Annotated in this window: 16 protein-coding genes; 5 read left to right on the forward strand and 11 right to left on the reverse strand. The window is 61.1% G+C overall.

From position 1 onward, the window contains the following. Positions 1–652, forward strand: a 652-nt coding sequence (locus ACIOUG_RS19490; protein WP_401067861.1) for a citrate/2-methylcitrate synthase, incomplete at its 5' end; no start/stop codon positions are given. A 1,026-nt stretch (positions 653–1,678) separates the two neighbouring features. Here ACIOUG_RS19490 and ACIOUG_RS19495 read toward each other — a convergent pair. The 3 genes from ACIOUG_RS19495 to ACIOUG_RS19505 form a co-directional block, all read right to left on the reverse strand. Then, positions 1,679–3,337, reverse strand: coding sequence for a cation acetate symporter (locus ACIOUG_RS19495; RefSeq protein ID WP_401067863.1), 1,659 nt, complete (start codon positions 3,335–3,337; stop codon positions 1,679–1,681). Continuing rightward, positions 3,334–3,645: a DUF485 domain-containing protein gene (locus ACIOUG_RS19500; protein WP_027613950.1), complete on the reverse strand. Its 312-nt coding sequence runs from the start codon at positions 3,643–3,645 to the stop codon at positions 3,334–3,336. Before ACIOUG_RS19500 ends, ACIOUG_RS19495 begins: the two co-directional genes overlap by 4 nt. Positions 3,646–3,953: 308 nt before the next feature. Then, positions 3,954–4,805 (reverse strand): glycine betaine ABC transporter substrate-binding protein, encoded by an 852-nt coding sequence (locus ACIOUG_RS19505; RefSeq protein WP_003222989.1) that lies wholly within the window; start codon positions 4,803–4,805, stop codon positions 3,954–3,956. Between the two features lie 288 nt (positions 4,806–5,093). On the opposite strand from ACIOUG_RS19505, the gene ACIOUG_RS19510 reads away from it, so the two are divergent. Beyond that, positions 5,094–6,689, forward strand: a complete 1,596-nt coding sequence (locus tag ACIOUG_RS19510) for a beta (1-6) glucans synthase (protein ID WP_401067865.1) — start codon at positions 5,094–5,096, stop codon at positions 6,687–6,689. Positions 6,690–6,811: 122 nt separating this feature from the next. Here ACIOUG_RS19510 and ACIOUG_RS19515 read toward each other — a convergent pair whose 3' ends face one another. Further along, a complete protein-coding gene (locus tag ACIOUG_RS19515; RefSeq protein ID WP_401067868.1) occupies positions 6,812–7,180 on the reverse strand; it encodes a hypothetical protein in 369 nt (122 codons plus the stop codon). Between the two features lie 223 nt (positions 7,181–7,403). Here ACIOUG_RS19515 and ACIOUG_RS19520 point away from each other — a divergent pair, with 223 nt between their 5' ends. Next, a complete protein-coding gene (locus ACIOUG_RS19520; RefSeq protein WP_027613946.1) occupies positions 7,404–8,702 on the forward strand; it encodes a serine/threonine protein kinase in 1,299 nt (432 codons plus the stop codon). After that, entirely contained in the window at positions 8,695–9,483 is a 789-nt protein-coding gene (locus ACIOUG_RS19525) for a VacJ family lipoprotein (RefSeq protein WP_401067870.1), read from the forward strand. Before ACIOUG_RS19520 ends, ACIOUG_RS19525 begins: the two co-directional genes overlap by 8 nt. 175 nt (positions 9,484–9,658) lie before the next feature. Here ACIOUG_RS19525 and ACIOUG_RS19530 read toward each other — a convergent pair whose 3' ends face one another. The 5 genes from ACIOUG_RS19530 to ACIOUG_RS19550 form a co-directional block, all read right to left on the reverse strand. After that, entirely contained in the window at positions 9,659–10,573 is a 915-nt protein-coding gene (locus tag ACIOUG_RS19530; protein WP_401067873.1) for a DUF808 domain-containing protein, read from the reverse strand. Between the two features lie 66 nt (positions 10,574–10,639). Further along, positions 10,640–12,037, reverse strand: a complete 1,398-nt coding sequence (locus ACIOUG_RS19535; RefSeq protein WP_401067875.1) for an efflux transporter outer membrane subunit — start codon at positions 12,035–12,037, stop codon at positions 10,640–10,642. 132 nt (positions 12,038–12,169) lie between these two features. Beyond that, positions 12,170–15,292, reverse strand: a complete 3,123-nt coding sequence (locus ACIOUG_RS19540) for an efflux RND transporter permease subunit (RefSeq protein WP_401067877.1) — start codon at positions 15,290–15,292, stop codon at positions 12,170–12,172. Then, positions 15,282–18,365 carry an efflux RND transporter permease subunit gene (locus ACIOUG_RS19545; protein WP_401067879.1) on the reverse strand — a complete coding sequence of 1,028 codons (3,084 nt, stop codon included), beginning with the start codon at positions 18,363–18,365 and terminating at the stop codon, positions 15,282–15,284. Before ACIOUG_RS19545 ends, ACIOUG_RS19540 begins: the two co-directional genes overlap by 11 nt. 13 nt (positions 18,366–18,378) lie before the next feature. Further along, complete coding sequence (locus tag ACIOUG_RS19550; protein ID WP_401067882.1) at positions 18,379–19,512, reverse strand: efflux RND transporter periplasmic adaptor subunit; 1,134 nt, start codon at positions 19,510–19,512, stop codon at positions 18,379–18,381. Positions 19,513–19,773: 261 nt separating this feature from the next. Here ACIOUG_RS19550 and ACIOUG_RS19555 point away from each other — a divergent pair, with 261 nt between their 5' ends. Continuing rightward, a complete protein-coding gene (locus ACIOUG_RS19555; RefSeq protein WP_401067885.1) occupies positions 19,774–20,382 on the forward strand; it encodes a TetR/AcrR family transcriptional regulator in 609 nt (202 codons plus the stop codon). A 129-nt stretch (positions 20,383–20,511) separates the two neighbouring features. Here the strand turns inward: ACIOUG_RS19555 and ACIOUG_RS19560 are convergent, their stop codons facing one another. Continuing rightward, positions 20,512–20,970 (reverse strand): REP-associated tyrosine transposase, encoded by a 459-nt coding sequence (locus ACIOUG_RS19560; RefSeq protein ID WP_401067888.1) that lies wholly within the window; start codon positions 20,968–20,970, stop codon positions 20,512–20,514. Between the two features lie 210 nt (positions 20,971–21,180). Further along, entirely contained in the window at positions 21,181–21,621 is a 441-nt protein-coding gene (locus ACIOUG_RS19565; protein ID WP_003222968.1) for a heme-binding protein, read from the reverse strand. Between the last annotated feature and the right edge of the window lie 304 nt (positions 21,622–21,925).

Raw genomic sequence — 21,925 nt, forward strand, 5'->3', positions numbered from 1 at the left:
CCCGGTACTCGCCAAGGCCATGGACCGGATCTTCATCCTCCATTCCGACCAAGATCAGAACGCATCGACCTCCACCGTGCGTCTGGCAGGGTCCTCGGGTGCCAACCCGTTCGCCTGTATCGCCGCCGGCATCGCCGCACTGTGGGGCCCTGCCCACGGCGGTGCGAACGAAGCCGTGCTGACCATGCTTGACGAAATTGGCGATGTGTCCAACATCGACAAGTTCATCGCCAAGGCCAAGGACAAGAACGATCCGTTCAAGCTGATGGGCTTCGGTCACCGCGTTTACAAGAACCGCGACCCGCGCGCGACTGTGATGAAGCAGACCTGCGACGAAGTACTGAAAGAACTGGGCATCAACAACGATCCGCAACTCGAACTGGCCATGCGCCTGGAAGAGATCGCGCTGACCGACCCGTACTTCATCGAGCGCTCGCTGTACCCGAACGTCGACTTCTACTCGGGGATCATCCTCAAGGCGATCGGCATTCCAACCAGCATGTTCACTGTGATCTTCGCTCTGGCACGTACTGTCGGCTGGATTTCGCACTGGAAAGAAATGCTCTCCAGCCCGTACAAGATCGGCCGTCCGCGCCAGTTGTACACTGGCTACGAGTCGCGTGATATCACCAAGCTGGAAGACCGCAAATAAGGCTTGTCTTGCGATAACGTCTTGAAGTTGGATCGGGAACGGCCTCTTATATAGAGGCCGTTTTTGTTTGTCTGGTTGGTTGCAGCGGCCTGTGGGCCGACTGGGGTTTTGTGGGTTTGGGTGTATATCCGTTTCTGTGGGTGCTGCGGCTGGCGGTTTCGCTCTTACAGCGAGTCACCTTTTCCAAACGCCGAAAAGGTAACCCAAAAGGCTTTGCCCCGGCGTACGGCACTTCGCTGAGGCTCAGTGTTCCCTCGCTACGGTGTCCATCCGGGGGCATCGCCTCCGGTTTGCTTCGCTGCACCTCCTCTCGATGGATGCGGCTTCGCCGCATGGCGCTGCGCGCCTGCCCCCCGGATGGACACCTTCGCTCGGCCTGCCGAAGGGGCAAAAGATCAAAAGCCAAAGCCAAAGCAGATCAAAAGATCACAGCCTTCGGCAGTTCCTACATGGGATTGGGTGTATTCAGTTGGAGATTGGTCGGGTGTCAGGCCGCCTTCGCGAGCAAGCCCGCTCCCACAGTTGGGCCGGGTGCATCTGCAAGAGATTGGTCGGCTGTCAGGCCGCCATCGCCAGCAGGTACAGTTCAGATTGCGCGCTACCCCTGCGGCGAAGCCGCCCCACTCAACACAATGAGCGTTAGCTCGAGTACCGCTTTTGATTTTGATCTGAGGGCCCGTCGGAAGGCTGAGTGGAGGGATTGATCCGGGGGTGGGAGCGCAGCGACCGTTTGGCGCAGCCAAACACAGCGAGAGGAGGTGCAGCGAAGCAAACCGGAGGCGCTGCGCCCGGATCGATCCCGCAGCGAAGGGACCCCGAGCCCCAGCGAGCGGGCCGAACGCAGGAGCAAGCCTTTTTGGTTACTTTTTCGGCGTCTGGAAAAAGTGACCCGCCGTAAGGGCGGAACCCTGAGCCGCCGTTACCGCAGCAACGGATATGCACACAATTCCAGCCCGATAACCGCCCCAAAAAAAAATGCCCCGATCTCTCAACCAGGGCATTTCCCTCAAACCATGTAATCAGCGCTTAGTGCGAAACCGCCCCACTCGCCCCCAACCCCGTCTGCGAACGCACAAACTGCGGGAAGAACAGCGCCCGCTCATTCTCGGCCGCCGCCGACTTGTCGGTGATCGAGAAGAACCAGATCCCGATGAACGCGATAACCATCGAGAACAACGCCGGATACTCGTACGGGAAGATCGCCTTCTCATGATGCAGAATCTGCACCCAGATGGTCGGGCCAAGGATCATCAGGCCCACCGCACTCACCAGCCCCAGCCAGCCGCCGATCATCGCGCCGCGGGTGGTCAGCTTCTTCCAGTACATCGAAAGCAACAGCACCGGGAAGTTGCAGCTCGCCGCGATGGAGAACGCCAGACCCACCATGAACGCGATGTTCTGGCTTTCGAACAGGATGCCCAGACCGATCGCCAGCACGCCCAAGGCGATGGTGGTGATCTTCGACACGCGAATCTCTTCCTTGTCGTTGGCCTTGCCCTTCTTGATCACGCTGGCATACAGGTCGTGCGACACCGCCGAAGCACCGGCCAGGGTCAGACCGGCGACAACCGCCAGAATGGTCGCGAACGCTACCGCCGAGATGAACCCAAGGAAGATGCTGCCACCCACTGCGTCAGCCAGGTGCACCGCCGCCATGTTGTTACCGCCGAGCAGAGCGCCCGCCGCATCCTTGAAGGCCGGGTTGGTGCTGACCAGCAGGATCGCGCCGAAGCCGATGATGAAGGTCAGGATGTAGAAGTAGCCAATGAAACCGGTCGCGTACAACACGCTCTTGCGCGCTTCCTTCGCGTCACTCACGGTGAAGAAGCGCATCAGGATGTGTGGCAGGCCGGCGGTACCGAACATCAGTGCCAGGCCCAGGGAGAACGCCGAAATCGGATCTTTCACCAGACCGCCCGGGCTCATGATCGCTTCACCTTTCGGGTGAACCTTGATCGCCTCGGAGAACAGCATGTTGAAGTCGAAGTTGACGTGCTTCATCACCATCAGCGCCATGAACGAGGCACCGGACAGCAGCAGCACAGCCTTGATGATCTGCACCCAGGTGGTCGCCAGCATGCCGCCGAACAGCACGTACATGCACATCAGGATACCGACCAGAATCACCGCCACGTAGTAGTCGAGACCGAACAGCAGCTGGATCAGCTTGCCAGCGCCAACCATTTGCGCGATCAGGTAGAACGCCACCACCACCAGCGAACCGCAGGCAGACAGGGTGCGGATCTGGGTTTGCCCGAGGCGGTAGGACGCCACGTCGGCAAAGGTGTACTTGCCCAGGTTACGCAGGCGCTCGGCGATCAGGAACAGAATGATCGGCCAGCCCACCAGGAAGCCGATCGAGTAGATCAGACCGTCGTAGCCGGAAGTGAACACCAGCGCGGAAATCCCCAGGAAGGACGCCGCCGACATGTAGTCACCGGCAATCGCCAGACCGTTCTGGAAACCGGTGATCTTGCCGCCCGCCGCATAGTAGTCGGCGGCCGATTTGTTGCGCTTGGACGCCCAATAAGTGATGCACAGGGTCGCACCGACGAACACCACGAACATGGCGATGGCGGCGACGTTGAGCGGTTGCTTGTGGACTTCGCCGGTCAGGGCATCGGCGGCCCAGACCGCTGGAGCGAACGCTGCGATGCTCAAAAGAGCCAGTAGACGCCGGATCATTGCTGAGCCTCCTTGAGAATCGCATTGTTCAGGTCGTCAAACTCGCCGTTGGCGCGCCGTACGTAGATCGCGGTCAGGATGAAGGCCGAGACAATCAGGCCGACACCAATCGGAATGCCCCAGGTAATCGACGAGCCGGGACTGAGTTTCGCCCCGAGCACTTGCGGCCCGTAGGCGATCAGCAAGATGAATCCGGAGTACAGCCCGAGCATGATCGCCGAGAGTATCCAGGCGAATTTTTCCCTTTTTCTCACCAGCTCCTTGAAGCGCGGGCTGTTTTGAATCGAGAGGTAAATGCTGTCGTTCATTGTTTTTATCCTCGCAGCACAGATTATTGTTGGAACATATCCACTGTATGCGGCTGCGGAACGGGTTCCAGACGACCTTAGTATTAGAACGACATGACGTTTTCGCCAATTTTCGGACGCTAATTAGCCGAAAGAAATGGAAAGAGGCGTTGAAACAGCCGTAAACCCTGCCAGAGAGGGTGCACAAGAAACAAATGTGGGAGCGGGCTTGCTCGCGAAGGCGTCGTGTCAGCCAACATTTCTGTCAACTGTTACACCGCTTTCGCGAGCAAGCCCGCTCCCACAGGGGTCAGGCGTTGTTGGCACTTTTATTTGGTCCAGTCAGCCACGCGATCCGGGTGCTTGGCGACCCAATCCTTGGCCGCTGCTTCAGGCTTGGCGCCGTCCTGGATGGCCAGCATGACTTCGCCGATCTCGTCTTTCGACGCCCACTGGAAGTTTTTCAGGAACTTGGCGACTTCCGGAGCCTTGGCGTCCAGCTCTTTGCTGCCGATGCTGTTCACGGTTTCAGCCGCGCCGTACACGCCTTTCGGGTCGTCGAGGAAGCGCAGTTTCCACTTGGCGAACATCCAGTGCGGCACCCAACCGGTGACGGCAATCGACTCGTTCTTTTTCTCGGCGCGGGTCAGCTCGGCAATCATGCCGGCGCCGGAACTGGCCTTGAGCGTGTATTTGTCCAGGCCGTAATCCTTGATCGCCTGATCGGTTTTGAGCATCACGCCTGAACCGGCGTCGATGCCGACGATGCGGTTCTTGAAGCTGTCATCGGTCTTGAGGTCTTCGATCGATTTCGCTTTGACGTACTCCGGCACGATCAGACCGATTTTCGCGTCCTTGAAGTTCGGGCCGTAATCGACGACCAGATCCTTGTTCTTCGCCCAGTATTCGCCATGGGTAACCGGCAGCCAGGCCGAGAGCATCGCGTCGAGTTTGCCGGTGGCCACGCCCTGCCACATGATCCCGGTGGCGACGGCTTGCAGCTTCACGTCGTAGCCGAGTTTCTGTTTGATCACTTCGGCCGCCACGTGGGTGGTCGCGACGCTGTCGGACCAGCCGTCAACGTAACCGATGTTCAGGGTCTGTTTTTCAGCGCTGGCGAATGTGGAACTCATCGCAAGCACCAGAGCGGCACCTGCGCCTAAAAGTCGTCGCATCTTCATCGTTTACTTCCCCGAAATGCTGCGCCCGACGGATGCCGGGCATCGTCAACGTATTGTTATGGTGCACAGCGCCCCCATCACGCCTGACCGCAAACTCACTCGAATGCCAGTGGAGTACTGACGCTTTCGATCATCGGCCTGACGCCCGCAGCGACCTGCTCTGTCAGCGACCTCAAGGCACCGAGAAACGACATCAGAAGGCCATTAATCGCCTCTGAATAATTGGCGCCAGACAATCCGCCCGAACTTTGCATGTGCAAATCATGCAGGCCACCAACCCACGGATAAATGCAGGTAACATGCGTCGCTTTGCAGCCACTCGGCCTGACCATGTCCGCGACTTCCCGCTTCCCGTTTGTTCCTTATCTCTTCGCCTGCCTGCTCGGCCTGTTTGCCCTCGGCGGTTTCTGGTACGGCCTCGGCAAGCCGGTGATCCTGCCCGATGCCGCGACCCCGACGCACAAGTTGCAATGCGCCTCCTACACGCCGTTCGACAAGGATCAGTCGCCGTTCGACGTGCCGTTCAAACTGCGCCCGGAACGTATGGACGCCGACCTCGCCCTGCTGGCAACGCGCTTCGAATGCATTCGCACCTACTCGATGACCGGCCTTGAGGCTCTGCCGGATCTGGCGCGCAAGCACGGTTTGAAGCTGATGATCGGCGCCTGGGTCAACAGCAACCCGGTGGATACCGAGAAAGAAGTCGACCTGCTGATTGCCTCGGCCAACGCCAACCCGGATGTGGTCAGCGCGGTGATCGTCGGCAACGAAGCCTTGCTGCGCAAGGAAGTCACCGGCGCGCAACTGGCCAGGCTGATCAACAAGGTCAAAAGCCAGGTCAAGCAACCGGTCACCTATGCCGATGTCTGGGAATTCTGGCTCAAGCACCCGGAAGTCGCGCCGGCGGTGGATTTCCTGACCATCCACTTGCTGCCGTACTGGGAAGATGATCCATCAAACATCGACGTTGCTCTGCAACATGTGGCGGATGTGCGTCAGGTGTTCGGCAACAAGTTCGCGCCCAAAGACGTGATGATCGGCGAGACCGGCTGGCCCAGCGAAGGTCGCCAGCGTGAGACCGCCTTGCCGAGCCGGGTCAATGAGGCCAAGTTCATTCGCGGTTTTGTCGCAATGGCCGAGAAGGAAGGCTGGCATTACAACCTGATCGAGGCGTTCGACCAGCCATGGAAACGTGGCAGCGAAGGTGCGGTCGGTGGTTACTGGGGCCTGTTCGATGCCGATCGCCAGGACAAGGGCGTGCTCGCCGGACCGGTGAGCAACGTGCCGTACTGGAAGGAATGGCTCGCGGTCGGCGGGCTGATTTCCCTCGGCACCCTGCTGCTCGGCGGTCGGGTGCGTACCACCCGGTCGGCGCTGATCCTGCCGCTGCTCGGGGCGCTGGCCGCCTGCTCGATCGGCGCCTGGGGCGAACTGGCGCGAGTGACCACGCGATTTGCCGGTGAATGGCTGTGGGTCGGCTTGCTTACAGCGTTGAATCTGTTGGTGCTGGCCCATGCCGGCTTGAGCCTGAGCGCGCGCCAGGGTTGGCGTGAACGCACCTTCAATGTGCTCGAGCGCCGTGCCGGCTGGCTGGTGGCGCTGGCAGGTTTCGCGGCGGCGGTGATGATGCTGGAGATGGTCTTCGACGCACGCTATCGCAGTTTTGCCAGTATGGCGTTCATCCTGCCGGCGCTGGTTTACCTGTGCCGTCCGGTCAGCGTGCCACGCCGGGAAATCGCCCTGCTGACCTTTATCATCGGCGCCGGCATTGCACCGCAGCTGTATGTGGAAGGTTTGCAGAATCAGCAGGCGTGGGGCTGGGCGTTGGTCAGCGGGTTGATGGTGGCGGCGCTTTGGCGCTGCCTGCGGGTTCGCAAGGGCTGATCTTCAGCACCTGAACCGGCCTCATCGCTGGCAAGCCAGCTCCCACAGGTTTTCGGGTCGTACACACATGTTGTGTTCACCCAAAATCCTGTGGGAGCGGGCTTGCCCGCGATGACTGACTGTCAGGCGCTGCGGGACGCCCGGACCAGGCGCAACCCGGCAATCACCAGCGCACACACCGCCAACGTCGTGTTGTACAACGCCAATGCCGGCAACCCGAACACCAGTGCCAGCACCGCCAGCCACCACCCTGCCCGCCCCGGCAGGACGAAACCGAGCAGCGCTGCACCCAGCGCGGTCCAGCCCAGCACCTTGAAGTGAATCATCAGCCCGAGGTTCGAGCGCACCGTGCATTCCCAACGGCTCGCTTCATCAACGCAGATGCCGACCCACTGCCCATCTTCCATGAAGCCATAACGTGCGCCATAACTGGCGGCCAGCCACAGCGGCAACAGCACGAGCAACAGAATCACGGGCAAGCGGCGGGACATGAAACTCTCCAATCAACGAAATCGGCGGCCAGCTTAATCTGCCCGCACGCATTGGCAAGCACTAACAACTGTTAACTGGTCATCCGCGCCTTGCAAAGTGTATCGTCCAGCTACTATTACTCCGAATTCTGCCTGTTTGGTGCCGAGGCATGGCACTTTGGCGCAAGCCCGGTGGTCATAGCCTGCGAACTTCATTCGGCACCTTCCTTTAAGGGATCCAGTCATGCTCCGTTCCTTGCGCTTCGCCGCGCTGTTCAGCGGCCTTATTCTGAGTGCGTCCGCACTGGCGGTGGATATCGATGCCGCCAGTTATGGCTATCCCCTCACCAACCCGTTCGAGGCGACCATCGCCACCACGCCACCGGACCTGCGTCCGGAATTGCCGTCGAACGACGAGATCAATCAGTCCGACCACAGCATCACACTGCGCCCGGAACGGGCATTCATCCTCCCGGACAATTTCTGGGCGGTGAAAAAACTCACCTACCGCATCGCCGAACAGGACAAACCGGCGCCGCTGATCTTCCTGATCGCCGGCACCGGCGCGCGCTATGACAGCACGCTCAACGAATACCTGAAGAAGCTCTACTACAAGGCCGGCTACCACGTCGTGCAGTTGTCGTCGCCGACCAGTTTCGACTTCATCAGCGCCGCTTCACGCTTCGCCACACCCGGTATCACCAAGGAAGACGCCGAAGACATGTACCGGGTGATGCAGGCCGTGCGCGCGCAGCATCCGAAACTGCCGGTCACCGAGTACTACCTCAGCGGCTACAGCCTCGGCGCACTGGATGCCGCGTTCGTCGCGCATCTGGACGAGACCCGACGCAGCTTCAACTTCAAGAAAGTCCTGCTGCTCAATCCGCCGGTCAACCTCTACACCTCGATCAGCAACCTCGACAAGCTGGTGCAGACCGAAGTGAAGGGCATCAACAACAGCACCACTTTCTATGAACTGGTGCTGAACAAGCTGACCCGCTACTTCCAGCAGAAAGGCTACATCGACCTCAACGACGCCCTGCTCTACGACTTCCAGCAGTCCAAGCAGCACCTGACCAATGAACAGATGGCGATGCTGATCGGCACTTCGTTCCGTTTCTCGGCGGCCGACATTGCCTTCACTTCCGACCTGATCAACCGTCGCGGCCTGATCACCCCGCCGAAATTCCCGATCACCGAAGGCACCAGCCTCACGCCATTCCTCAAGCGTGCGCTGCAATGCGACTTCGACTGCTACCTGACCGAACAGGTGATTCCGATGTGGCGCGCGCGCACTGACGGCGGCAGCCTGCTGCAACTGATCGACCAGGTCAGCCTGTACGCACTCAAGGACTACCTGCACGACAGCCCGAAAATCGCCGTCATGCACAACGCCGACGACGTGATCCTCGGCCCGGGTGACCTGGGCTTCCTGCGCAAGACCTTTGGCGATCGCCTGACCGTTTACCCACTGGGCGGCCATTGCGGCAACCTTAACTACCGCGTCAACAGCGACGCCATGCTGGAGTTTTTCCGTGGCTAAATATCTCCTGCTGATTGCAGCGCTCCTCAGTGCAGGCGTGGCCCAGGCCGACAACAGCAAAGCCAACGCGCCAGTGGTGGTCGACAGCGACGGCTTCAAGGAGCCGCTGTCGAAACTCAAATTCAACCCGGGGCTGGACCAGCGTGAATTCGAGCGCTCGACGCTCAACGCGCTCAACGTCTATGACCCGCTGGAGTCGTGGAACCGCCGCGTCTACCACTTCAACTACCGCTTCGACCAATGGGTATTCCTGCCGGTGGTCGACGGTTATCGCTACGTGACGCCGAGCTTCCTGCGCACCGGGGTGAGCAACTTCTTCAACAACCTCGGTGACGTGCCGAACCTGGTCAACAGCCTGCTGCAGTTCAAGGGCAAGCGCTCGATGGAAACCACGGCGCGCCTGCTGCTCAACACCACCATCGGCGTCGCCGGCCTGTGGGACCCGGCCACCGCCATGGGCCTGCCGCGCCAGAGCGAAGACTTCGGTCAGACCCTGGGCTTCTACGGCGTACCGGGCGGTGCCTACTTCGTGTTGCCGGTTTTCGGCCCGTCGAACATCCGCGACACCGCCGGCCTGGCCGTGGACTACACCGCCGAATCGGCGATCAACTACCTGAACGTGTCGAAAGTCAGCGAAAACCACCCGGAAATCTGGGCCCTGCGCGCTGTCGACAAGCGCTACCAGACCAACTTCCGTTACGGCCAGATGAACTCGCCGTTCGAGTACGAGAAAGTACGCTACGTGTACACCGAGTCGCGCAAACTGCAGATTGCCGAGTAACCTCAACGGCAACCAAAAAGGGCCATTCGATGCGAGTCGAATGGCCCTTTTTCATGACACAACAAAGATCAAACTGTAGGAGTGAGCCTGCTCGCGATAGCGGTGTATCTGACACATAAAAGGTGACTGACACGACCTCATCGCGAGCAGGCTCACTCCTACAAAGAAACCGTGTTTATCCTTTGATCGCGCGCCAGATCTTGCCGACCACCGAAACCACCGCCAGCACCACCGCACCGGCGATAATCCCCGCCACGCCGTTGAGCAGCACAGGCACTGCGAACCCGGCACTACCGGCCGCCGCACCGACACTTTCAATCCAGTGATGCACCACAGGAATGCCGTGGGTAAGGATGCCACCGCCGACCAGGAACATCGCCGCCGTGCCGATCACCGACAGGCCTTTCATCATGTACGGCGCAGCGCGCAGGATCGCGTTACCGATGCCTTTTGCTGCTGCACCGGTTTTTTGCGTCAGCCACAGGCCGAGATCGTCGAGTTTGACGATGCCGGCCACCAGGCCATAAACACCGACGGTCATGACAATGGCGATGCCCGACATCACGATCACTTGCTGAGTCAGCGAAGCGTCGGCGACGGTACCGAGGGTGATGGCGATGATTTCTGCCGAGAGGATGAAGTCGGTGCGGATCGCGCCTTTGATCTTGTCCTGCTCGTAGGCCACCAGATCGCTAGTCGGCTCGGCCACCGCCGCGCTCAGTTGCGCGTGGTCGGCATCATCTTCGGCCTTGCTGTGCAGGAACTTGTGCGCGAGTTTTTCGAAACCTTCGAAGCACAAGTACGCACCGCCGACCATCAGCAGCGGCGTCACCAGCCACGGCACGAACGCACTGATCGCCAGCGCCGACGGCACCAGAATCAGTTTGTTCAGGAACGAGCCCTTGGCCACCGCCCAGACCACGGGAATTTCCCGCTCGGCGCGCACCCCGGAGACTTGCTGGGCATTGAGCGCCAAGTCATCGCCGAGCACCCCGGCAGTCTTCTTCGCGGCCATTTTGCTCATCAACGCCACATCGTCCAGAACGGTGGCGATGTCGTCGATCAGCACCAGCAAACTGCTTCCTGCCATGAATCATGTTTCCTTATGTGAATAATGCCGCGCAGCATACCGTGCCGGACTCACCGGAGCGAGACGCTATGGCACCTGCCAGCCACCCCCGATGCTCTGGAACAGCGCGACGCTGCCCTGACTGAGCAAACCCTGGGTGTCACGCAGATTCTGCTCGGCCTGCAACAGCAGCAGTTGCTGGGTCAGCACCGTTTGCTGGCTGACCGTACCCGCGCGCTGCTGCGCCTGCTGGCTGCCGAACAATTGCTGGTTGCGCTGGAACATCTGCGCGTAGGCCTGCGCCTGGGTGTGCAGATGATTGATTGCCGACAGGTTGTCCTCGACGTTCTGCAACGCGCCCAGCACCGTGCCGCGATAATTCGCCACGTCCTGATCGTAAGTGGCCTCGGCTTCCTGCTTGGCCGCTTCGCGGGCGCCGCCGTCGAAAATGGTTTCGGCCAGCGCCGGGCCGAGGGTCCAGATGCGGTTCGGTACCGAGAACAGACCACCCAGTGCGGTGCCGCGAAAACCACCTTCGGCGGTCAGGCTCAAGGTCGGGAAAAACGCCGCTTCGGCGACACCGATTCGTGCGTTGGCCGCCGCAGCCAAGCGCTCGGCGGAGACCACATCGGGACGGCGCAGCAGCAGATTCGACGGCAACACCGGTGGCGGCATCGGCGTGGTGAACTGATAGTCGGCAGCCTTGGGCAAATCGAACTGCGCCGGCGCCACACCCACCAGTACCGCCAGCGCATGCTCGGCCTGCTCGCGGGAACGCTGGGCGTTTTGCAGCGCAGCGATCACCGTGCTCAGTTGATCCTGGGCCACCAGCAGTTGATCGTTGGTGGCCGTGCCCTGCACGGTTTGCGCCTGAATCATGCTCAGCAATTGCTGGTTGATGGCCTGCTGTTGTTGCAACAGATCAATGTCGATATCCAGTTGCCGCAACCCCAGATAATTGGTCGCCACGCTGGCACCGATCGACAGCCGCACCCCGGCGAGTAATGCGTCGGACGATTGCAGCGAGGCCTGACTCGACTCGATACCACGGCGCACCTGGCCCCACAGATCCGGCTCCCAACTGGCGCTCAGGGTCGCACTGACGGTCTGCTCAACCGTGCCGCCACTGCTACCGGTCAAACCGCTGGTGGTGCTGCCGCTGGCCCCGCCACCGACCCCGCGCGCGCCGGACAAGCCCACGCCCACCGTCGGCCACAACCCGGCGCGGCTCGATGCCACTTGCGCCTGCGCCAGCCGATACGCGGCTTCGGCACCAATGATCGACGGGTTGGCCGTGGCCGAGCGTTCGACCAGATCGTTGAGTAGCGGATCCTGATAAATCCGCCACCACTGGCTGTCCAGCGCCCCCTGCGGATTGGCCTGGGCGCGCTGCCATTGGGTGCCTTCCTTGAAGGAGGTCGGCAGTTCCATGGCCGGTTTCTGATAATCCGGACCGACCATGCAGCCACTCAACAACAGCGCCATGATCAATGCCAGCACTCGCCCCTGTGGGAGCGGGCTTGCTCGCGAAAGCGATTTCACCTTCACCAACAATGCTGGCTGACCCGCCGTCTTCGCGAGCAAGCCCGCTCCCACAGGGGATTTGCGACGTTTCATCTATTGCTCCCTACGCTTCAGGCGCTGCGACGCCCGATCCAGCCAAAGGTAGATCACCGGCGTGGTGTACAGCGTCAGCAACTGGCTGAACAGCAAGCCGCCAATGATCGAAATTCCCAACGGTCGGCGCAGCTCCGAGCCATAGCCGGTGCCGAGCACCAGTGGCAGTGCGCCGAGGATCGCCGCCAGCGTGGTCATCATGATCGGGCGGAAACGGATCAGGCAGGCGCGGCGAATTGCTTCTTTCGCGCTCAGGCCGAATTCGCGGCGCTCGGTGATGGCGAAGTCGATCATCATGATCGCGTTCTTCTTCACGATCCCGATCAACAGAATCACCCCCACCAGCGCGATGATCGACAGTTCAGTCCCCGTCAGCAGCAACGCGATCAACGCACCGACCCCGGCCGAGGGCAAGGTCGAAAGAATCGTCAGCGGATGCACCAGACTCTCGTAAAGCATCCCCAGCACGACATACACCGACAGCAGCGCCGCGACGATCAGCAGCGGTTCACTGGCCACCGAAGACTGGAACACCTGCGCGGTGCCGGCGAACTGGCCGACCACGCTGGCCGGCATGCGCAATTGCTTCACGGCGTTTTCAACTAACGCCGTCGCCTGACCGATGGATACGCCTGGCGCGAGGTTGAACGAAGCGGTCACCGCTGGAAAGGTGCCCTGATGACTGATCGAAATCGCTGTGCGCCCCACCGAATAATCAGCAACAGCCGACAGTGGCACCAACGGTTGCGAGGCGGTGGCGCTGAGGTTGGGCGCCGCCGCAGCGCCCTTGGTGGTGACGGCCGCCGTGCCCACCGGCACGTAGACATTTTTCAGGGTGGCCGGGTCAGCCCAGTACGGCGGCGCGACTTCCATCACCACGTGATACTGGTTGGCGGCGCGGTAGATGGTCGAGACCTGACGCTGGCCGAAGGCGTCGTACAGGGTCTGGTCGATGGCCGACATGCTCACGCCCAGTCGCGCCGCCGCATCACGATTGACGGTCACGCTGGCCATCAGGCTGTTGTCCTGCTGGTCGGTGTTGATGTCGGTCAGTTGCGGCAAGCCGTGCAACGCCGCCACGACTTTCGGCACCCACTCGTCGAGGGTGCTCTGGTCATCGGCGGTCATCGTGTACTGATATTGCGCCCCGCTCTGCCGCCCGCCAACGGTGATGTCCTGCGCCGATTGCAGGTACAGCCGGGTACCGGGCATGTCGCCCAGGGTGCGGCGAATCTGCCCGATGACCTGATCGGCGCTGTCCTTGCGATCGGCCAGTGATTTGAGGGTAATGAACAACTGCGCACTGTTCACCGCGCCGCCGATCCCGCCGCCACCGCCGACAAAACCACCGACGGTGGCCACGTTCGGATTGCTCAGGACCTTGTGGTTGATCTCGCTGAAATTCGCCTGGATCGCACCAAAGGAAATGCTCTGCGAAGCAATGATGCTGCCAGACATGCGCCCGGTGTCTTCTTGCGGGAAGAAGCCCTTGGGCACCAGCACGTACAGCACACAGGCCAGCACGATTACCAGCATCGTCAGCAGGCCCATCAGCAACGAGTGCTCGACCACCCAGCCGAGGGTGCGATCGTAGAAGCGATGAAAACGCGAGTCCGGATGGTCCTCGCCATCGCCCGCCTGCTCATGGGTGCGCAACAGCACGCTGGCGAGCATCGGCGTCACGGTCAGCGACACCAGCATCGAAATCACGATGGCCACCGACAGCGAAATCGAAAACTCGCGGAACAACCGCCCGACCACCCCGCCCATCAGCAGCAACGGAATGAACACCGCCACCAGCGACACACTGATGGTCATCACCGTGAAGCCGACCTCGCGCGCCCCGGCCAGCGCCGCCTGCACACGGCTCTCGCCCTTCTCCAGATGGCGCATGATGTTCTCGACCACCACGATCGCATCGTCCACCACAAACCCGGTGGAAATGGTCAGCGCCATCAGCGACAGGTTGTTCAGGCTGTAGCCGAGAAAGTACATCGCACCAAACGTGCCGAGCAGCGACAGCGGCACGACGATGGCCGGGATCAGCGTGCTGCGCCAGTCACGAAAGAAGCCGAACGTCACCAGCGTCACCAGCGCAATCGAGATCAGCAGGGTCATTTCCACATCATGCAACGAGGCGCGAATGGTGGTGGTGCGGTCCATCAGGATGTTGATCTTGATTGCCGAGGGGATCGAGCTTTGCAGAAACGGCAGATCCGCCTTCACCGCATCGACGGTGTCGATGACGTTGGCACCGGGCTGCTTGAACACCACCAGCAGCACCGCCGGTTTGCCATTGGACAGGCCGAAGTTGCGCAGGTCTTCAACGTCTTCGCTGACGTCACCGAGATCGGCAATGCGCACCAGATCGCCATTGTTTTTCTTCACCACCAGCGGCCCGTAATCGGCGCCCTGATAGAGCATGTCGTTGGCCTTCAGGCCATAGGATTGAGCGCCGAGCGAGACCGTGCCCTTGGGCAGATTGACGTTGGACGCCTGAATTACCTGGCGCACCTGTTCGAGGCTGACGCCGTAGCGGTTGAGCCGATCCGGATTGAGCTCGATGCGCACCGCCGGCAGCGCCGCGCCGCCCACCGTCACGTCACCGACTCCAGTGGTCTGCAACAGGCGTTGTTCGAGCAGGGTCGAGGCCACGTCATACATCTGCCCGCGTGTGGCGCTGTCGGAGGTCAGGCTGAGGATCAGGATCGGCGAGTCGGCCGGGTTGACCTTGCGGTAGGTCGGGTTGCCGGACAGGTCGCTGGGCAGGTTGCTGCGCGCCGCGTTGATCGCCGCCTGCACATCGCGGGCGGCGCCGTCGATGTCGCGGTTGAGGTCGAACTGCAAGGTGATGCGCGTCGCGCCCAGCGAACTCGACGAGGTCATTTCGGTGACCCCGGCGATCTGCCCGAACTGGCGCTCCAGCGGGGTCGCCACCGACGATGCGACAGTGCTCGGATCAGCACCGGGCAACGAGGCGCGCACGCTGATGGTGGGGAAATCCACTTCCGGCAGCGGCGCCACCGGCAGCAGGTTGAACGCCAGCACGCCGAACAGCGCCAGCCCCACCGCCAGCAGGGTGGTGGCGATCGGGCGCTGGATGAACGGCGCGCTAAGGTTCATCGCGATAGCCTTCGACCTGCGCTGGCCGCTGTCGGCTGAAACGCTGCTGCAGGCTGTGCATGGCGAGGAAAATCACCGGGGTCGAGAACAGCGTCAGCAACTGGCTCAACAGCAGCCCGCCGATGATCGCGATGCCCAGCGGATGACGCAGCTCCGAGCCGATCCCGGTGCCCAGCGCCAGCGGTACCGCGCCAAACAGCGAGGCCATGCTGGTCATCAGGATCGGCCGAAAACGCAACTCGGCCGCCTGACGAATCGCCGCCACGGCATCGAGCCCGCCCTCGCGCTCAAGCTCCAGGGCGAAGTCGACCATCATGATGCCGTTCTTCATCACGATCCCGATCAACAGCACGATGCCGATCAGGCCGATGATGTCGAACTGCGTGCCGGTGATCAGCAACGCCAGCAGCGCGCCCAGCGCTGCCGAGAGCAAGGTCGAAAGAATCGTCACCGGGTGCACGAAGCTCTCGTAGAGAATGCCCAGCATCAGGTACACCACGATGATTGCCGCCAGCACCAGAAACACCTGATTGGACAGCGACGCCTCGAACGTCGCCGCCGCCCCCTCAAGATTGGCCTGCACCGACAGCGGCAGGCCGGCCTTGGTCTCGATGTCCTTGAGCCGCGTTACCGCCGCGCCGAGGGTCTGCCCAGGTGCAAGGTTGAACGACACGTCGGCATAGGGAAATTGCCCGAGGCGGTTGATGGTCACCGGCGCGCGAATCACCTGCATGGTTGCCATGCTCGACAGCGGCGCCACCCCGCCGCCAGGAATGTCGACATAGAGCCCGGTCAGCAGATCGGCGAGATTGCGCGGCGGATGATCGGTGGCGATCACCACGTGATACTGGTTGAGCTGGGTGTAGATGGTCGACACTTGGCGCTGGCCGAAGGCGTCGTACAGCACATCGTCGATGGCCTGCGGGGTGATGCCCAGCCGCGAAGCGGTGGCGCGGTCGAAGTTGAGCTGGATCTGATTGCCGAATTGCAGTGCCTGACTCTGCACATCGGTGAACATCGGGTCCTGCTTGATTGCCGCCAGCAATGTGTTGGTCCACTGCTCCAACTCATCCGGATCGGTGGCCTGCAGGCCGAGGCGGTAGCTGGTGGTCGAGACCGTGGCGTCGAGGGTCAGGTCCTGCACGCTGTGCAGGTACAGGCGAATCCCGGCGTCATCGGCGTTGGCATCGGACAGTCGGCGAATCACCGCCGCGCTGCTGTCACGGTCACCGTGGGGCTTGAGGTTGATCAGCAGGTTGCCCTGATTGATCGTCGGGTTGGTCTGGTCGATACCGACGAACGACGACAGGCTGGCCACCGCCGGATCCTTGAGAATGCGTGCCGCCAGCCGTTGTTGTTCGACCTGCATCTGCTGAAAGGAAATGCTCGGCGAGGCCTGGGAAATACCCTGGATCAGCCCGGTGTCCTGCTCGGGGAAGAAGCCCTTGGGCATGACCACGATGATCAGCAATGTCAGCGCCGCCGTGCACACCACCGAGAGCAACGTCAGCCCGCGATGCAGCAGCACCCAGTCCAGGCCTTTGACGTAATAGCCGTTGATCCGGTCGAAGAAATCGACCCGGCGCTCCTCGTGTCTGTCCTTGAGCATGCGCGAGCACATCATCGGCGTCAGGGTCAGAGTGATCAGCGCCGAGATGACGATGGTCACTGCCACGGTCATGGCGAATTCGCGGAACAATCGCCCGACCACGTCGCCCATGAACAGCAGCGGGATCATCACGGCGATCAGCGCCACCGACAGCGAAATAATGGTGAAGCCGATCTGCTCGGAACCCTTGAGTGCAGCCTCCATCGGCGAGTCGCCGGCCTCGATGTAGCGTGTGATGTTCTCGATCATGACGATGGCGTCATCAACCACAAAACCGATGGCGATGGTCAGCGCCATCAGCGTCAGGTTATTCAGCGAAAAGCCCAGCCCGTATGCCACTGCCAGCGTGCCGACCAGGGTCAGCGGCACGGTCACCGCCGGAATGATCGTCGCCGGAAGATTGCGCAGGAACAGGAAAATCACGATCACCACCAGCAGCACCGCCACACCCAGTTCGTACTGCACGTCGGTGACCGAAGCACGAATGGTTTGCGTGCGGTCGGTGAGCACGTTGACCTTGAGCGTCGCCGGCAGACTGGCGCGTAACTTGGGCAATAGTTGCTGCACGCGGTCGACCACCTCGATCACATTCGCGCCGGGTTGGCGCTGGATGTTCAGGACAATCGACGGCGTGCTGTCGGTCCACGCCGCTTGCCGCGGATTCTCCGGGCCCTGAGTCGAACTGGCGATCTGCGACAGGCGAATCGGCGCGCCGTTCTTGTAGGCGATCACCAGATCGCGGTACGCCTCGGCCGACTGCAACTGGTCGTTGGTGCCGATCGAATACGCCTGATATTTGCCGTCGATATTGCCCTTGGCCTGATTGACGTTGGCCGTGCCCAGCGCGGTGCGCAGATCATCGAGGGACAGACCGAGACTGTTCAGCGCCGAGGTGTTGGCCTCGACCCGCACCGCCGGGCGCTGACCACCGCTGATAGTGACCAGACCAACGCCGGTGATCTGCGAGATTTTCTGCGCCAGCCGCGTGTCGGCGAGGTCTTCAACCTTGGTCAGCGGCAGCACGTCGGAGGTCAGCGACAGGGTCAGCACCGGCGCATCGGCCGGATTGACCTTGCTGTACACCGGCGGGTACGGCAGGTTGGCCGGGAGGAACGTGCCGGCGGCATTGATCGCCGCCTGGACTTCCTGTTCGGCGACATCCAGCGACAGCGAAAGATCGAATTGCAGGGTCACCACCGAGGCGCCGTCGGAGCTGGTGGAGTTCATCGACTTGAGGCCCGGCATTTCACCGAGCTGGCGCTCCAGCGGCGCGGTGATCGACGAACTGATCACCTCGGGACTCGCGCCGGGGTATTGGGTGAAGACCTGAATGGTCGGGTAATCGACCTCGGGCAGCGCCGACACCGAGAGCAAGTGATAACCGAGCAGGCCGAGCAACAGCACCGCCACCATCAACAGCGTGGTGGCGACCGGGCGTTCGATAAAGGGCCGCGAGACGTTCATGGCGGGCGTCTCCTCACTGTGCGACGACTTTCACCGCAGAGCCGTCGTCGAGTTTGTCGGCACCTTCGGTGACCACTTGCTCGCCGGCCTTCACGCCGTTGTCGAGCACCGCCGAGACATCGCCCGTCGCCGGGCCGGTCTTGATGTTGCGCAGGCTGACCTTGTTGCCTGGATCGACCACGACAAAGACGAAATCGCCCTTGCTGCCGTGCTGGACCGCCCGGGTCGGCACCACGCTGACCTGGCTCAGGGTGTCGGCCTTGAGCCGTGCGTTGACGAACTGATTGGGGAACAGCGCCTTGCCCGCATCATCGAACTGCGCCTTGACCTTGATCGTGCCGGTGCTGGTGTCGACCTGGTTATCCAGCGCCAGCAACTTGCCGGTGGCCAAAAGATTGTGCTTGTTGCGGTCGTAGGCGAGGACTGTCACCGCGCCTTTGGCCATGGCCTGATTGATTGCGCCCAGATCATCCTCGGGCACGGCAAACACCACGGTGGCCGGGGTCATCTGGGTGATCACTGCAATCCCGGTGGTGCTGGTGGTGGTCACGTAGTTGCCGGGATCGACCTGACGCAGGCCAACCACGCCATCGACCGGCGAGGTAATGGTGCAGTAGCTCAATTGCACTTCGAGGTTCTGCACGCTGCCCTGATCGGAAGCGACCGTGCCTTGCAGTTGCTGCACCAGCGAGGCCTGGGTGTCGAGGGTTTGCTGGGTAGTGGAGCCGACCTTGATCAGTTCGCGATAACGCGCCAGATCGCGCACCGCGTTGGCGAGCAACGCCTGATCGTGCATCAGCGTGCCCTTGGCCACCTGCAATTGCGCCTTCAGCGCGCGGTCGTCAATGCGGGCGATGACCTGGCCCTTGTGCACCTGCTGACCTTCCTCGAATTCGACCGAGCTGAGAATGCCATCGACCTGGGAAATCACCGTCACACTGCGGGTCGGCGTGACCGTGCCGAGCGCATCAATGTACACCGGCACATCCTGCAACTTGACCGCGACTACGGCCACCGGCTCGGCGGGCGGCGGCGGTTTGGGCTTGCGTTGATTCGAAGCGAGAAACATCCACAGCAGCAGCGCGAGCAATACGATCCCCAGCGTGAGGATGGCCAGGCCGAATGTCCTGCGTCTGGGTTTTTCCACGGCGTTTCACTCGAACGGGCCGACAGTGCTGCACGGCAATGGAAAATGAAGCCCGGCCCGACAAGGCAAATCCATGGCCAATGGCTTGATCGCTGTGTTGAACTCTAGCAGCGCCTCACCGGTTCACCCGAAGATCCGCTGCTTCGTTCAGCCCCGCGACAGCCAGCACCGCCGGGCGGTGCGACGGGGCATTCTTGAGCCACGCGCGAGGCCGGTGCTACCATGCGCAACCGCCAGAACAGGCAAGGAACCACCGGGTTTATGAGCACAATCCGCGAGCGCAACAAAGAACTGATCCTGCGTGCCGCCAGTGAGGAATTTGCCGACAAGGGCTTCGCTGCGACCAAAACCAGCGACATCGCCGCCAAGGCAGGATTGCCCAAGCCCAACGTCTACTACTACTTCAAGTCCAAGGAAAACCTCTACCGCGAGGTTCTGGAAAGCATCATCGTGCCGATCCTGCAGGCCTCGACCCCGTTCAACCCGGACGGCGTACCGAGCGAAGTGCTCAGCGGCTACATCCGCTCGAAGATCCGCATCTCCCGCGACCTGCCCTTCGCCTCCAAGGTGTTCTCCAGCGAAATCATGCACGGCGCCCCGCACCTGAGCGCCGATCTGGTCGAGCAGCTCAACAGCCAGGCCAAGCACAACATCGACTGCATCCAGAGCTGGATCGACCGCGGCCAGATCGCCCCGATCGACCCCAACCACCTGATGTTCAGCATCTGGGCCGCGACTCAGACCTACGCCGACTTCGACTGGCAGATTTCTGCGGTCACCGGCAAGGACAAGCTCGACGAGGCGGATTACGAGGCGGCGGCGCAGACGATTATCCGGTTGGTGTTGAAAGGGTGTGAGCCGGATCAGTGAGACCGCGGTGCCCTTATCGCTGGCAAGCCAGCTCCCACAGCTGTTTGTGTTGAAAACAATTTTTGCGAACGACGCAAATCCCTGTGGGAGCTGGCTTGCCAGCGATAGGGGCAACTCGATTCAGAAGTGCTAAAGCCAAACTGCATCCCACAGCGGATAGTCGCCAAGCTTCTCCACCAGTCCAGCCCGTAACGGATTGGCCACCACATACCGGGCCATTTTTACCAAATCATCTTCCATTCGAAGCGCCCGGTCGTGATAGCCCTGTTGCCATAGCGGGCCGCTCCTGCCGGTGCAATGGTTCACCTCTCGAGTAGCCAGGGACTTGGTCTCGCGCATCAGTCTGCGCAAAGAACAGCTTTCCAGCTCAATCAACCAGTGAAAATGATCCGGCATCACCACCCACGCCAGTGAATTCGCCAGCCCAAGCTCTTGTGCCCGCCGAAATTGACGAACGACCAATTTGCCCAAAGCGAAGTCAGCAAAGATCGGCTCGCGATCAAGCGTGTTGGTTGTCAGAAGATAGATTCGATTGGCTTCGGCGTAGCGGCCGGTTCGCAGACGATGTGAAGCGGGAAGATCAGGCAATCCATTGCCCCTTCATGATGAGTTCATCAGAAGGCTAGACCTCAATGATCTGTTTGATTGGTTTGGTCTTTTTTCTTGATGTGTCAGACAGGCCGCCATCGCTGGCAAGCCAGCTCCCACAGTGGTTTGTGTCGTTCACAACTCGTTGCCCAATACAAAACCTTGTGGGAGCTGGCTTGCCAGCGATGACTTTCGATCAGACGCTACAGATCAAGCCGCCACCCCCGCATCCGCCCTTAAATCCAGCGCCTCCACCGCTTTGATCGCCACCTGCTCATCAATATCCGACAGATCGCCGCTGATGCCGATCGCACCCAGCACATTCCCCGCCTGATCACGAATCAGCACCCCGCCCGGAGCCGGGACGACGCTGCCCTGACCCATGCTGTTGAGTGCGGCGATGAAGGCCGGGCGTTGTTGGGCGTCCAGTGCCAGCAGGCGTGAGCCCTTGCCCAGGGCGATGGCGCCCCAGGCTTTGCCGATGGCAATGTTCGGGCGCAGCAGGCTGGCGCCGTCTTCGCGTTGCAGGGTGATCAGGTGGCCGCCGGTATCGAGTACCGCGATGGTCAGCGGCGCGGCGTTGATGCCGCGTCCGGTGCTGATGGCCTGGTTGACCAGGTTGACTGCGACTTTCAAGGTTAAAGCGCTCATGGTGCCGTCCTCATTTTGTTATTGGGAAAGTCGTGGGGCTGCGCTCAAGTGCCGCAGCCCGATGCCACAAATAGAACACAATGAATTATTTTTTTGTATACAATAATTCTCGAAAAGCGCCACATGCGACGAAAAGCCACAGTAGAACCGGGCTTACGACGAATGAAACAGGCGCTTGAGAAAATGGATTGACCTGCGCCGTCCGCCGTGAATACACTCTGCGCAAAGCCACTTGTATACAATTACAAAACGTAAAGAGGCACAAAACCATGAGCAAAATGAGAGCAGTCGAAGCCGCCGTTCT

It is taken from the genome of Pseudomonas sp. NPDC087803 (assembly GCF_044742995.1).
GTDB lineage: Bacteria > Pseudomonadota > Gammaproteobacteria > Pseudomonadales > Pseudomonadaceae > Aquipseudomonas.

Excerpts from the sequence above, each read along its gene's own strand:
- ACIOUG_RS19535 (WP_401067875.1), bottom strand. The coding sequence starts at position 12,037 with ATGGCGCTGTTGTTGAGTGGCTGCATGGTCGGTCCGGATTATCAGAAA.
- ACIOUG_RS19500 (WP_027613950.1), bottom strand. The coding sequence starts at position 3,645 with ATGAACGACAGCATTTACCTCTCGATTCAAAACAGCCCGCGCTTCAAG.
- ACIOUG_RS19510 (WP_401067865.1), top strand. The coding sequence starts at position 5,094 with ATGCAGGTAACATGCGTCGCTTTGCAGCCACTCGGCCTGACCATGTCC.
- ACIOUG_RS19565 (WP_003222968.1), bottom strand. The coding sequence starts at position 21,621 with ATGAGCGCTTTAACCTTGAAAGTCGCAGTCAACCTGGTCAACCAGGCC.
- ACIOUG_RS19530 (WP_401067873.1), bottom strand. The coding sequence starts at position 10,573 with ATGGCAGGAAGCAGTTTGCTGGTGCTGATCGACGACATCGCCACCGTT.
- ACIOUG_RS19505 (WP_003222989.1), bottom strand. The coding sequence starts at position 4,805 with ATGAAGATGCGACGACTTTTAGGCGCAGGTGCCGCTCTGGTGCTTGCG.
- ACIOUG_RS19515 (WP_401067868.1), bottom strand. The coding sequence starts at position 7,180 with ATGTCCCGCCGCTTGCCCGTGATTCTGTTGCTCGTGCTGTTGCCGCTG.
- ACIOUG_RS19545 (WP_401067879.1), bottom strand. The coding sequence starts at position 18,365 with ATGAACGTCTCGCGGCCCTTTATCGAACGCCCGGTCGCCACCACGCTG.
- ACIOUG_RS19540 (WP_401067877.1), bottom strand. The coding sequence starts at position 15,292 with ATGAACCTTAGCGCGCCGTTCATCCAGCGCCCGATCGCCACCACCCTG.
- ACIOUG_RS19555 (WP_401067885.1), top strand. The coding sequence starts at position 19,774 with ATGAGCACAATCCGCGAGCGCAACAAAGAACTGATCCTGCGTGCCGCC.
- ACIOUG_RS19520 (WP_027613946.1), top strand. The coding sequence starts at position 7,404 with ATGCTCCGTTCCTTGCGCTTCGCCGCGCTGTTCAGCGGCCTTATTCTG.
- ACIOUG_RS19495 (WP_401067863.1), bottom strand. The coding sequence starts at position 3,337 with ATGATCCGGCGTCTACTGGCTCTTTTGAGCATCGCAGCGTTCGCTCCA.